The organism is Variovorax terrae, from assembly GCF_022809125.1.
In the GTDB taxonomy this organism is placed as follows: domain Bacteria; phylum Pseudomonadota; class Gammaproteobacteria; order Burkholderiales; family Burkholderiaceae_C; genus Variovorax_A; species Variovorax_A terrae.
This window is the reverse complement of record NZ_JALGBI010000001.1, coordinates 266,703-280,098: the sequence shown is the minus strand read 5'-3', so window position 1 is coordinate 280,098 and position 13,396 is coordinate 266,703. Positions and strand designations below refer to the sequence as shown.

The 13,396-nt window shown below is 66.3% G+C and carries 10 protein-coding genes; all 10 read left to right on the top strand.

Annotated elements, in window-relative coordinates:
* The first annotated feature begins 88 nt into the window (after positions 1-88).
* Positions 89-1,012, top strand: coding sequence for a tRNA 2-thiocytidine(32) synthetase TtcA (gene ttcA, locus MMF98_RS01260; protein ID WP_243303405.1), 924 nt, complete (start codon positions 89-91; stop codon positions 1,010-1,012).
* Positions 1,013-1,046: 34 nt separating this feature from the next.
* On the top strand, positions 1,047-1,631 hold the full coding sequence (locus MMF98_RS01255; protein WP_243303403.1) for a DUF4136 domain-containing protein: 585 nt from the start codon (positions 1,047-1,049) through the stop codon (positions 1,629-1,631).
* 70 nt (positions 1,632-1,701) lie between these two features.
* On the top strand, positions 1,702-2,340 hold the full coding sequence (locus tag MMF98_RS01250) for a histidine phosphatase family protein (protein WP_243303401.1): 639 nt from the start codon (positions 1,702-1,704) through the stop codon (positions 2,338-2,340).
* On the top strand, positions 2,312-3,547 hold the full coding sequence (locus MMF98_RS01245) for a DSD1 family PLP-dependent enzyme (RefSeq protein ID WP_243303393.1): 1,236 nt from the start codon (positions 2,312-2,314) through the stop codon (positions 3,545-3,547). The genes MMF98_RS01250 and MMF98_RS01245 overlap by 29 nt, the downstream gene beginning before the upstream one ends.
* Positions 3,548-3,566: 19 nt before the next feature.
* Positions 3,567-5,282, top strand: coding sequence for a lysoplasmalogenase family protein (locus MMF98_RS01240; protein ID WP_243303391.1), 1,716 nt, complete (start codon positions 3,567-3,569; stop codon positions 5,280-5,282).
* Between the two features lie 9 nt (positions 5,283-5,291).
* Positions 5,292-6,296: a type I-F CRISPR-associated endonuclease Cas1f gene (cas1f, locus tag MMF98_RS01235; protein WP_243303389.1), complete on the top strand. Its 1,005-nt coding sequence runs from the start codon at positions 5,292-5,294 to the stop codon at positions 6,294-6,296.
* A complete protein-coding gene (cas3f, locus tag MMF98_RS01230) occupies positions 6,293-9,871 on the top strand; it encodes a type I-F CRISPR-associated helicase Cas3f (protein WP_243303388.1) in 3,579 nt (1,192 codons plus the stop codon). Before cas1f ends, cas3f begins: the two co-directional genes overlap by 4 nt.
* A 1-nt stretch (position 9,872) precedes the next feature.
* Positions 9,873-11,231, top strand: a complete 1,359-nt coding sequence (gene csy1, locus MMF98_RS01225) for a type I-F CRISPR-associated protein Csy1 (RefSeq protein WP_243303385.1) — start codon at positions 9,873-9,875, stop codon at positions 11,229-11,231.
* Positions 11,228-12,286, top strand: a complete 1,059-nt coding sequence (csy2, locus tag MMF98_RS01220) for a type I-F CRISPR-associated protein Csy2 (RefSeq protein WP_243303383.1) — start codon at positions 11,228-11,230, stop codon at positions 12,284-12,286. Before csy1 ends, csy2 begins: the two co-directional genes overlap by 4 nt.
* A gap of 77 nt (positions 12,287-12,363) precedes the next feature.
* Positions 12,364-13,392: a type I-F CRISPR-associated protein Csy3 gene (csy3, locus tag MMF98_RS01215; protein ID WP_243303381.1), complete on the top strand. Its 1,029-nt coding sequence runs from the start codon at positions 12,364-12,366 to the stop codon at positions 13,390-13,392.
* Positions 13,393-13,396: the final 4 nt, after the last annotated feature.

Sequence of the window (13,396 nt, the reverse complement as noted above, 5' to 3'; positions counted from 1 at the left end):
GCCCCGCCGGAAAAGCCATGCAGCGCCGCGGCCGGCCTGGATCGCCGACAATCCAGCCCTGAACCGGACGATTGAAGCGACCCCTGCCATGAGTGCCCAATGGATTGAGAACGAGCCCGCTCCCCTGGCCAAGCCCCGGGAGCTGAAGATCGAGCGCGAAACGCACAAGCTCGAGAAGCGCCTGTGCCGCGAGGTCGGCCGCGCCATCGTCGACTACAACATGATCGAGGAGGGCGACAAGGTCATGGTCTGCCTCTCGGGCGGCAAGGACAGCTACGGCCTGCTCGACATCCTGCTCAAGATGAAGGCGCGCGCGCCGATCCATTTCGAGCTGATCGCCGTCAACCTCGACCAGAAGCAGCCCGGCTTCCCGGCCCATGTGCTGCCCGAGTACCTGACGCAGCTCGGCGTGCCCTTCCACATCGAGAACCAGGACACCTACTCCATCGTCAAGGACAAGATTCCCGAGGGCAAGACGATGTGCAGCCTGTGCAGCCGGCTGCGCCGCGGCATCCTGTACCGCGTGGCCGACGAACTCGGCGCCACCAAGCTCGCGCTGGGCCACCACCGCGACGACATGCTGCAGACCTTCTTCCTCAACATGTTCTTCGGCGGCAAGCTCAAGGGCATGCCCCCAAAGCTGGTGAGCGACGACGGCCGCCACGTCGTGATCCGCCCGCTGGCCTACGTGGCCGAGAAGGACCTGATCCGCTGGGCCGAGCACCGGCAGTTCCCCATCATCCCCTGCACGCTCTGCGGCAGCCAGGAGAACCTGCAGCGCAAGCAGGTCGCGGCGATGCTGCGCGAGTGGGAGAAAAAGCACCCGGGCCGCACCGAGAACATGTTCAGCGCGTTACAAAATATCGTGCCCTCGCACCTGATGGACGGAACGCGGCACGACTTCAAGGGTCTCAAGGCCACAGGCGTGGCCAGCGAGGATGGCGACAAGGCGTTCGACCCCGAGGAATTCGCCCCGGCCGCCCTGCTTGGCCTGCAAGTCATCAAAATCTGAACGAAATCCGCCGGAGGTCCTTGTGCAGCGGTCATTGGGCGCTCTCCTTTTCATAGCATTCCTGCTCAGCGGCTGTGCCTCCACCCTGCTGGTGGACAGCGACGTGAGCAGCTTCTCCACCCTGAAGGCCCTGCCCGGCCCGGCCCACGCCGCCTACCGCTTCGAGCGCCTGCCCTCGCAGCAGCGGCCGGGCGCCTCGCAGGACCAGCTCGAGGCCATGGCCCAGCAGGCGCTGGCCAAGGTCGGCCTGCGGCGCGACGACGCCGCGCCGAGCTACAGCATCCAGATCGACGCACGCGTGCAGCGCATGCTGCCGCCCTGGGCCGGGCCGGGCGACGGCTGGGGCCGCGGCGGCCCCTACGGCTATGGCTACTGGGGCCGCGGCGCCTACCTGGCGCCCTACCCGCGCTTTCCTGAATCGCCCTGGTACCAGCGCGAAGTCAGCCTCGTGATGCGCGACCTGGCCAGCAACCTCGTGGTCTATGAAACCCGCGCCGCGCACGACGGCCCCTGGCCCGACAGCGCAAGCATCCTGCCCGTGATGTTCGACGCCGCGCTGCAGGGCTTCCCGACGCCGCCGACGGGCCTGCGCCGGGTCGACATCGAAATCCCGCGCTGAGGCGAGCCCCGCCCGGCGGCGCGGCCGCGGGCCGCCAGGCCGCCGTGGAGGCACCACTAGAATCGACCCGATGGACGCCACCCGCATCATCGCCATCCGCCACGGCGAAACCGCCTGGAACGTGGACACGCGCATCCAGGGCCAGCTCGACATCCCGCTCAACGACACCGGCCGCCAGCAGGCCCGCCGCCTGGCGCGGGCGCTGGCGGGCGAGCCGCTCCAGGCGATCTACAGCAGCGACCTCGGGCGGGCCCATGACACCGCGCTGTCGGTGGGCCGCGCCAGCGGGCTGCCCGTGATCACCGACCCGGGCCTGCGCGAGCGCGGCTTCGGCATCTTCCAGGGCAAGACCTTCGCCGAGATCGAGGCCGTGCTGCCCGAGCAGGCCCTGCGCTGGCGCAAGCGCGACCCGGAATTCGCCCCCGAGGGCGGCGAGTCGCTGCTGCAGTTCCGCGAGCGCGTCACGCGCACGGCCCACCGCCTGGCCGCGCACCACCCGGGCGAACAGATCATGCTGGTGGGCCACGGCGGCGTGCTCGACGTGCTGTACCGCGCCGCCACCGGCCAGGGCCTGCAGGCGCCGCGCACCTGGGAGCTCGGCAACGCCGCCATCAACCGCTTGCTCTGGACGCCCGAAGGGCTGACACTGGTCGGCTGGTCCGACACCCACCATCTCGATGATGAATCCCTCGACGAAACCTCTGCCTGATGAACCCGCCGCAACGCAGCGCGCGGCGCCGCCCGAGGGGGCCCGGGCCGGCCTCGGCCAGGCCCTGCGGCAGCTCATCGGCCAGCGCACGGACGCCATCGACACGCCGGCGCTGGTGATCGACCTCGACGCCATGGAGCGCAACCTCACGCGCATGGCCGAGTTCACCCGCAAGCACGGCGTGCGGCTGCGCCCGCACGCCAAGATGCACAAGAGCGCGGCGCTGGCCCGGCTGCAGATGCAGGCCGGCGCCGTGGGCGTGTGCGTGCAGAAGACCGCCGAAGCCGAGGCCCTGGCCGCCGGCGGCGTGACCGACATCTACATCAGCAACGAAGTCATCGCGCTGCCCAAGCTGCGCCGCGTGGCAGCGCTGGCCCAGGCCCTGGCGGCCCGCCAGGGCCGGCTGGCCATCGCGGTGGACAGCCTGGACGGCGTGGCGCGGCTGGCCGAGGCGATGGCCGGCAGCGCGGCCGTGATCGACGTGTTCGTGGAAATCGACGTCGGCCAGGGCCGCTGCGGCGTGGTGCCGGGCGAAGCCGCGCTCGTGCTGGCGCAGGCCATCGGCCGGCACGCCCCGCTGCGCTTTGCCGGGCTGCAGGCCTACCACGGCCGGGCGCAGCACCTGCGCACGGTGCAGCAGCGGCGCGAGGCCATCGCCATCGCGGTGGACGACGTCACCTACACCCGCCGGCTCATCGAAGCGGCGGGCATTCCGGTGGACCTGGTCACCGGCGCCGGCACCGGCACCTTCGTGCTGGAGGCCGCCAGCGGCGTCTATGGCGAGCTGCAGGCCGGCTCCTTCCTGTTCATGGACGCCGACTACGCCAAGAACGAGCGCGACGCCGCGCAGCCGCAGTTCGAGCACGCGCTGTTCGTCAAGACCCAGGTCATCAGCGTCGGGGCCGACCACGCCGTCTGCGACGCCGGCCACAAGAGCCACGCCATCGACTCCGGCCTGCCGCTGGTGCACGCGCTGGAGCCCGGCTACGAGCTGACCTACCTCAACGGCGGCGACGAGCACGGCGTGCTGCGCGCCGCCGGCGCCAACGACCGCCTGCCCGAACTCGGGCGCATGCTGTGGCTGATCCCCGGCCACTGCGACCCCACGGTCAACCTGCACGATCACCTGATCGGCGTGCGCGGCGGGCTGCTGCACGGCACGGTGGAGCGCATCATCAGGGTTGATGCCAGAGGCGCGCTGACCTAGGCCGCCGCACAATCGGGCAATGGGCAAAATCATCGTCTTCGCCACGCCGGTGTTCTTCCTGCTGATCGCGCTGGAATACGCCTGGGGCCGCGCCACGGGCCGCAACCCCTACCGCCTCAACGACGCCGTCAACAGCATCAGCCTGGGCGCCCTGAGCCAGCTCAGCGGCGTGTTCCTGAAGGTGTTCAGCATCGGCATCTACACCGCGATCTACAGCTCGGTGGCGCTGTTTCCCGACGCCGCGTTCTGGAACACCTGGTACGGCTGGCTGACCGCGCTGGTGTTCTACGACTTCTGCTACTACTGGCTGCACCGGCTGGGCCACGAGTCGGCCGTGCTGTGGGCCGCGCACGTGGTACACCACCAGAGCCAGGACTACAACCTCTCGACCGCGCTGCGCCAGACCAGCAGCGGCGCGCTGCTCGGCTGGATCTTCTACGTGCCGATGGCGGTGGCCGGCGTGCCGCCGCTGGTGTTCGGCATCGTGGCGCTGATCGACCTGCTCTACCAGTATTGGATCCACACCGAGCTGGTGCCCCGGCTCGGCTGGTTCGACCGCGTGTTCGCCTCGCCCTCCAACCACCGCGTGCACCACGCGGTGAACGACGCCTACCTCGACCGCAACTACGGCGGCATTCTGATCCTGTGGGACCGCCTGTTCGGCAGCTTCAAGGAAGAAGACGAGAAGTGCGTCTACGGCACGCGCAGCCCGCTCAACAGCTGGGACCCGCTGTGGGCCAACGCCGAGGTCTACTGGGGCCTGTTCAAGGACAGCTGGCACGCCCAGAGCTGGGCCGACAAGCTGCGCGTGTGGATCAAGCCGCCGGGCTGGCGGCCGGCCGACGTGGCCGCGCGCTTTCCCAAGCCGGCCTTCGACATCGCACAGGTGCAGACCTTCCACCCGCCGATGAGCCGGGCAGTGACGGCGTTCGGCGTGCTGCAGTTCGTGGCGCTGCTGATGGGCGTGTCGCTGTTCCTGTGGTTCTCCGACGAACTGCCGCTGGCGCGGGCCGCGGTCTGGCTGGGCGTTCTGGCCGCCGGCTTCTGGGCCGTGGGCGCCGTGATGCAGGGCCGCCTCACGGTGCTGGAGATGCTGCTGGTCGACGCCGCCGCGCTGTCCACCGCCACCAGTGCCGAGGGCTGGGTGGCGCTGCACCAGGTCTTCAAGCCGCTGGCCCTGTCGATTGCTATCGTTTTCGTAGCGCTCCGCGACCGCGGGACGAGGACATCGGGCCGATTTGATGCCTTTTTGCTGGCCGCGCTCGTCTGTTCGCTGGCGGGCGACGTGTTCCTGATGTTCGAGGGCTTCTTCATCCCAGGGCTGGTGGCTTTCCTGCTGGCCCACCTGGGCTACATCGCGCTGTTCAAGCAAGGGCTGCCTTGGTTCCCGAGCCGCCGCGCGCTGGCGGCCACCCTGCTCTACGGCGCCGCGATGTACGCCTTCCTCTGGACGCACGGCCTGCCGGACGCGCTGCGCGGGCCGGTGGCCGCCTATGTGCTGGTGATCGCGCTCATGGGCGCCCAGGCCCTCGGCCGCGCCGCCGTGCTGCGCAACCCGCACGCCACCGCGGTGGCCGCGGGTGCGCTGTGCTTCATGCTCAGCGACTCGCTGCTGGCGCTGAACAGATTCGTCCAGCCGCTGCCGCTGGCGCCGCTGTGGGTGCTGGGCAGCTATTACGTGGCGCAGATCCTGATCGCGCGCCATGCGCGACCGCAGACAGCCCCTCTGCCATAGCACACACCTGTGGAGAACTTGGCCGCCTCCGACCTCAAGACGATCCTGCACTCCAAGCGGGCCAACCTCTACTACCTGGAACATTGCCGCGTACTGGTCAACGGCGGCCGCGTCGAGTATGTGACTGACCAAGGCAAGCGATCGCTTTACTGGAACATCCCCATCGCGAACACGACCACGGTGCTACTGGGCACCGGCACCTCCGTGACCCAGGCCGCCATGCGGGAACTGGCCAAGGCGGGGGTGCTGGTGGGCTTCTGCGGTGGCGGCGGGACGCCTCTGTTCACCGCCAACGAAGCAGATATCGAAGTCGCTTGGTTCTCCCCGCAAAGCGAGTACCGGCCCACGGAGTACCTTCAGCACTGGGTGCGCTTCTGGTTCGATGACGCTCTGCGCCTGACAGCCGCCAAGGCGTTCCAGCAAGCGCGACTCGAACGCATCCAGCGGCAGTGGATGAGCCGGCCACTGCGCGATGCAGGCTTCTCGGTTGATGCCGGCATGCTGCACAAGGCCCTGGAGGCGTCCACGCGCAATGTCGCCGCCGCGCCTGACAACACCGCATTGCTGACGGAAGAAGCGCGTCTCACCAAACATCTGTTCAAGCTCGCGGCCCAGGCCACAGGGTACGGCGAATTTACCCGCGCCAAGCGGGGCACTGGCGCCGATCCCGCCAACAGCTTCCTCGACCACGGCAACTACCTGGCCTATGGATTGGGCGCCACAGCCACCTGGGTGCTGGGCCTGCCTCACGGCCTTGCCGTGCTGCACGGCAAGACTCGGCGCGGCGGCCTGGTGTTTGACGTGGCAGATCTGGTGAAAGATGCTCACATCCTGCCACAAGCCTTCGTTTCAGCCCAGCGCGGCGACTCCGAGCAGGAGTTCCGGCGTGCCTGTATCGAAAGTCTGACTCGGGGGGAAGCCCTGGACTTCATGATCGATACCCTGCAAGCCGTGGCCCTGCAGCTTGGCCGCCAGGCCCAGGCCAGCGCCACGCAGGAGCCGCGCGCGCCATGAACGTGCTGCTGATCTCCCAGTGCAGCAAACGCGCACTGACTGAAACCCGCCGCATCCTCGACCAGTTTGCCGAGCGGCGCGGCGACCGCACCTGGCAAACCCCGATCACCCAGGATGGGCTGGACACACTGCGCCGCCTGCTGCGCAAGACTGCCCGCAAGAACACCGCCGTGGCCTGCCACTGGATTCGCGGACTGGATCACAGCGAGCTGCTGTGGGTGGTGGGGGATGGGCGGCAGTTCAACGAGCAAGGGACCGTTCCCACAAACGCCACCGCCAGCAACGTGCTGCGTGCCGAGGATGAGAACACCTGGCACCAGCTTCCCGCTATCAGCGCACTGGCCGCGCTGGCGGCCCTGCTGCACGACCTGGGCAAGGCCACGCAGGCGTTCCAGGACCGGCTGCGCAACCCCGGGCTCAGGGAACGCAACCACTACCGCCATGAATGGGTGTCGGTGCGCTTGTTCCAGGCCTTTGTCGGCTCGGACAACGATGCCGGCTGGCTACAACGCCTGGCAGGTGCAGCAGATGAGGCGACGGATGCCATTGTCTTCGAGACGCTGTGGCTGGACCATACCACCGGCCGCCTGCTGCGCGACGGGATCGACTTCAAAGAAGAAGACACACAGCACAACCCCTTTGCGGTGCTGCCGCCACTGGCCCGGGCCATCGCCTGGCTGGTGTTGACTCACCACCGCTTGCCCTGCAAGCCCGTGGAGAACAAGGCAAATGCATCGGACGAAGCGCAAGAGGATGGCGCCGTCAAATGGCGGCGCTTTGGCACCAAACCCAAGTTCCTGAACCGCATCCATCTGGACGGATTGCTGCAGCAGATCAATGCCGACTGGAACGAGCCGCGCGAATCCATCAGCACTGTCAGCCTGCGCGACCATTGGCATTTCCCGTACGGCTTGCCTGTGCGCAATCCTGCTTGGCGCAAGCAGGCAGCGCGCTTCGCCCGCAAGCTGCAGGCCTTACCGTCCAGCACCGTGGACGCGTTATGGCTCGCCGACCCGTTCGTCGCCCACGTCGCACGGCTGTGCCTGATGCTGGCCGACCATCACTACTCCAGCCTCGGCCTGCAAACACCCGCGCAGACCGGCAACACCCCTGGCGCCTTGCGCGACCAGCCCGTGCCGGAGCGCGCTGCGCACTTGCAAGCCCACGCCAAGCTGTACGCCAACACCACCCGCAACGCGGCCGGCGACACGGTGCGCAACCAGACGCTGGACGAACACCTGCTGGGCGTGCAAGCCCATGCCAGCATCATCACCCACGCCCTGCCCAGCCTGGTGCGCAACCTGCCCGCGCTGCAAGGCCACAAAGGCTTGAAGAAACGCACCGGCAACGCCCGCTTTCAATGGCAGGACAAGGCCGCCGACCTGGCCGCCAGTATGCGCCACAGCGCCGCGCAGCAGGGCGCCTTCATCGTCAACATGGCGTCCACTGGTTCTGGCAAGACGCTGGGCAACGCCCGCATCATGAATGCGCTGGCCGACCCCAAGCTCGGTCTGCGCTGCGCCTTCGCCATGGGGCTGCGCACGCTGACCCTACAAACGGGACGCAGCTTCCAGCACGATCTGGGCCTGGGCGATGACCAGTTGGCCATCAAGGTCGGCGGCGCCGCCAGCCGCGAACTCTTCGCCTACTACGAAGCCCGGGCCGAAGCAACTGGCTCGGCATCCGCCCAGGCCCTGCTCGATGAAGGCGGTCAGGTGCTGTTCGAGGGCAACGACCAGCACCCCTTGCTCATGCGTTTGACCAGCGACGCACAGACCCGCTCCCTGCTGGCCGCCCCGCTGCTGGTCTGCACCATCGACCACCTCACGCCCGCCACCGAAAGCCTGCGTGGCGGGCGCCAGATCGCGCCGATGCTGCGGTTGATGACGGGCGATCTGGTGCTGGACGAGCCCGACGACTTCGACATGGCCGACCTGCCCGCACTCACCCGGCTGGTGCACTGGGCCGGGCTACTGGGCTCGCGCGTGCTGCTGTCGTCCGCCACCTTGCCACCGGCCTTGGTGGAGGGCTTGTACCTGGCCTACCGCGACGGGCGGGCGCATTACCAGCGCCACCGCAGCGAACGCCCTGACGAACCCTTTGCGCTGTGCTGCCTGTGGGTGGACGAGTTTGCGCAAACCCACGCACCCTGTGCAGGCACCGGCGATGCGGGCGACTTCCGCACCGCACATGCCGAGTTTGTGCAACAGCGTTGCGCCGCCCTGGCAAAGGCCGAAGTGCGCCGCCGCGCCACACTGGTGTCGCTGCCCAGCGATTGGCATGGCATGCGCACCGACGAGCGCCGCGAGGGTTTCGCCTATTTCGTGCTGCAGCGCGCATGGGACCTGCACCAGGATGCGCAAAACCATCACATCGACACCCCTACCGGCAAACGCGTCAGCTTTGGCCTGGTTCGTATGGCCAACATCGACCCGCTGTTCGACGTGGCCCTGGCCATGTTCCGCCTCGGCGCGCCTGCGGCGGACGTGCGCATCCATCCGTGTGTGTACCACTCGCAGTTTCCACTGCTCACCCGCTCGGACATCGAGCACCAGCTCGACACCGTGCTCAACCGGCGTCAAGCCAAAGACGCGCCGGACGACACCGCAGACCCCGCACTGGCCCGGCCCACGGTGCGCGCGCTGCTGGAGACATACCCCGAACCGCACCATCTGTTCATCGTGCTGGGCAGCCCCGTCACGGAAGTGGGACGTGACCATGACTACGACTGGGCCGTGGTGGAGCCCTCTTCCATGCGCTCGCTGATCCAGCTCGCGGGCCGTGTGCGGCGGCACCGGCCCGGTGCCGTGGAGCGGGCCAATATGGTGGTGCTGGACAGCAATTTGCGCAGTATGGAGAGGAAGAATGCGGACGATGCAGTGTTCTGCAAACCCGGCTTTGAAATGAAACGGGTCGAGGTCCCCAAAGATGTGAAGCCCGCCGACCTGCGCGACTCGGCCACGCACTTCCATCTACAGTCGCACCGCCTGGCGGACCTGTTGCCCGAGCTGGCTGCACAGGACGGCGCCATCGACGCCCGCCCCCGCATTGCGCCGCGTGACAGGCTGCAGCCCCGAACCCTGTGGGTGGACCTGGAGCACGCCCGCATGCGCGACACCATGCTGCCACGTGGTGCCGGCAGCAGCTTCTATACCCCCGTCGCACGCGACGCGAGCTTGCATTGGTCTGCGCCGGGCAGTCTTTGGCTCACCGGGCTGCTGCCGCAGTTCCAGCGTTTCCGCTACGACCCATTGCCCCGTGTGGACGTGGCATGGCTGCCCGACGATGATGCAGAGGCCTTGACCTTGCACCGGGTGGACGACGGCGCAGGCCCGCGAGAAAAACTGTTTGTGCCCATCCAGAGTCTGGTCCATCCCGTACGCAATGCCGATATGTACGGCGAGCGCATCACGCCCTGGATGCAGCTGGATTTGCTGGCGGCGCTGCAACAGTGGGCCGAACAGCAAGACCAACCGCTGCGGCGCAGCGCAGAAAAGATCGCCACCGCCAGCCTTCCGCAATCGGTGCAGGGCTGGCGGTTTCATGAAGTGTTGGGTTTTGACAAGGAGGAGTGAATTGGAAAGCAATGAACAACCGACTGCACGCAGCCAGCGAATACGACGGGTCATGCAGACCCATATAGCCAGACGGCTTGCCAGGGCACTGGAAAAATGGGAAGGAAAGAATGATGCTTTGGCGCGACAAGAGGTCGCCAAGGCGCATGAGAAGTACCAGCTCGCACAAATTTTGGCAAAGGGAGTCAAGGCGAACGCAATGACGGTTGCCACTCACACAGCCAAAGGCATTCATCCAGATCTGAGGATCAAGGACGTTACCAATTTGGCCATCCGCTTTGAGGAACTTAAGACACTGAACGAAGTCGGCTCGCATCTCTTGAACTCTCGGGAAAGCCTTGCTGATACGACCGGTGATGGCGCTTACAACGCAGCAGCCTATGAGCTTTATCTGCTGCTGGACTGCCGGATTGATGGTTCAACGTTGGGTGAACTGCTCCAGGCTGATGATCCGGATGCCATCGACACGCTTTCTACCTATTCCGCCAACCCAGCTGCGATCGCAAGCGACTTGCTACGTTTACTGGAGAGCAAGTGCACCAAGCCTGCGACACATGCCCGAGAAAAACAGGTGTATTGGCTGACCGGCAACGACCCATCCAATGACGGTCAGTACCACATACTCGTGCCTCTTTATCCAGCGTCATTGGTGCATCAAGCGTATCTGCAGATTCACCCCACTCGGTATGGCGAGGACAACCATGCCGCCCGCAAGGCGAGGCGGGACGGAAAGGCACACCAGGGTGTTTATCAGGAGTACAGAGGTTGGGCCGTACAAAAATTAGGCGGCACTAAACCGCAGAATATTTCGCACCTCAACAGCGAGCGCCGAGGCGAAAACTACCTCTTGGCATCCTTACCGCCCCATGCGTGGCAGAGCAGTCAGCGCTATCTACCGGTAAACGCCAAATCTGTGTTCGACCGCAGCTTCGGCGCGCGGCCTGCCGTGCGCACCACGGTCAAGGCCTTCCTGGCGTTCTTGCTGACCAACCCGGAGCCCAACCGCCATACCCGCCAGGCGGTGGATGATTTTCTGGACAGCCTGGTGGACGAGGTGGTCATCTATGCGGGCGAGTTGCAGTCGCAGCCCGCAGGCTGGAGCCTGGAAGAACGCTACGCAGACTTGGCGCTGCCCGAGAAGCTCTGGCTCGACCCGGAACGGGCGGAATGGCCCGATGAAGCAGCATTCGCCCAGGACTGGAGCCGGATGGACTGGCCCGAACAGGTGGGTAAGCGTTTTGCCAACTGGCTCAATGCGCAGTTGCAGGGCAAGCTCCCGGTCGGCGACGCGGAGGCCCGCGATTGGCGTCGGGTGTTGCTGGCGAATGAATCGTGGCTCTTTGCCGGAGCTGCCGCATGAGCGCCAACCGCCCCACACAGCCCCAAGCCCTGCTGGTCTTCCCCCACCTGCGCGTGCAAAACGCCAACGCCATCTCCAGCCCGCTCACCCATGGCTTCCCGTCCATCACCGCCTTCACCGGGCTGATGTGGGCGCTGGAGCGCAAGCTGGCACAGGCCGGCACCCCGCTGCACCTGCTCAAGGTCGGCGTGGTCTGCCATGCGCACGACGAACAGGTGGTGGATGGGTATGTCAAAACCTTCCGCCTCACGCGCAACCCGGTGGACCAGCACGGCAACACGGCCGCCATCGTGGAGGAAGGCCGCATCCACCTCGACATCACGCTGGTGTTTGCGGTGGCGCAGGCCAGTGCAGCGGTGCCGCTGGCACAGGCGGCAGACGACCGCGAGCAGGATCTGGCACGGCGCATTGCCGACGTGCTAGCCACCCTGCGCATCGCGGGCGGTACGGTGCTGCCTTCGCGCAAGGTACCGGGTCGGCGCACGCGGCCCTGGCTGGCCTTGCTGCCTGAAGACGCCGAGGCACAGGCCGTGGCGTTCAAGCAGTGGCGGCGCCAGTGGCTGCCCGGCTATGTGCTGGTGGGGCGTGACGACCTGCTGGCCACGCGCCTAGCGCACCTGCGGCAAACCCAGCCCGAAGCCACGCTGCTGGATGCCTGGCTGCATGCCGCGCGCTTCAACCATACACCCATGCCCGTCGCAGAAGGCGCGGCAGCGCCGGGGGATGGCAAGGTGCGCTGGGTCGATCCGCTGCGTGGCAAGGGCACGGGCTGGACGGTGCCCATCCCCGTGGGCTACGCAGCACTAAGGGACAAGCCATACAGCCCAGGCGAAGTCGCGCATGCGCGTGACAGCACCACACCCGTCACGTTCGTCGAATCGGTGTACTCGCTGGGCGAGTGGATCAGCCCGCACCGGTTGCAAAGCGTCCACGCCTTACTGTGGCACGCCGACACCGACAGCACCCGAGGCCTATACCGCTGCCGCAGCGGCTACGTACCACCGGCGGGTGTAGACGCGAGCGCCTTGGACGACGAAGAGCCTGACTTTGATTGATGACGACAGTATCGATTGCATAGCCGCCCAGTGCATCTGCCCCGGGCAACTTCACCTCATTTTTAAGGATTGACACCATGTCTGAAAAACTCACCACCGCCTCTGTTCTGGCTTTCGAACGCAAACTCGACCCCTCCGACGCCGTGTTCCACGCCGGCCGCTGGGCCGACCGCGCGAACGCCAGCCCATGGGCGCCCATCGCCATCCGCGAGAAGTCGGTGCGCGGCACCATTTCCAACCGCCTCAAGACCAAGGACCAGGACCCGGCCAAGCTCGATGCAGCAATTGAAAACCCCAACCTGCAAACCGTGGACGTCGCCGCCTTGCCCGCAGATGCCGATACACTGAAAGTGCAGTTCACCCTGCGTGTGCTGGCGGGCGCGGGCACCCCATCGGCCTGCAACAGCGCGCCCTACCAGGCCAAGCTGCTGAGCACCGTCAAGACCTATGTGGATGCCAATGGCTTCACCGAGTTGGCCCAACGGTATGCCGCCAACCTGGCCAATGGCCGCTTCCTGTGGCGCAACCGCGTGGGCGCGGAAAGCGTGCAGGTGCTGGTGGAGCAGATGCAGGGCGGAAAAGCCGAAAAGTCATGGTCTTTTGATGCTCTTGCGCTTGATCTGCGGGCGCTGGATGCTATCAATAATGAAGTCAAAGAGCTGGGCCAGACTATTGCCGGCGGCCTCGCCGGAGCCGCGCACGTGCTGCTGCAGGTGACGGCCTTCGTGCGCATGGGCGCGGGCCAGGAAGTGTTTCCGTCGCAGGAGCTGATCCTGGACAAGGGTGCCAGCAAGAAGAGCAAGACGCTGTACCAGATTGGTGAAAAGAACAATGAAGTAGCCGCCATCCACTCCCAGAAAATTGGCAACGCCATCCGCTCCATCGACACCTGGTACGAGGGAGCCGAAGAACTGGGCCCGATTGCCGTCGAGCCCTATGGCTCCGTCACCACACAGGGCAAAGCGTACCGCCAGCCCAAGCAAAAACTGGATTTCTACTCCCTGCTGGACAACTGGCTGCTGAAAGATCAAGTGCCGCCACTGGAACAACAGCACTTTGTGATGGCCGTGCTAATCCGTGGCGGCGTGTTTGGTGACGCGGGTTGATGCC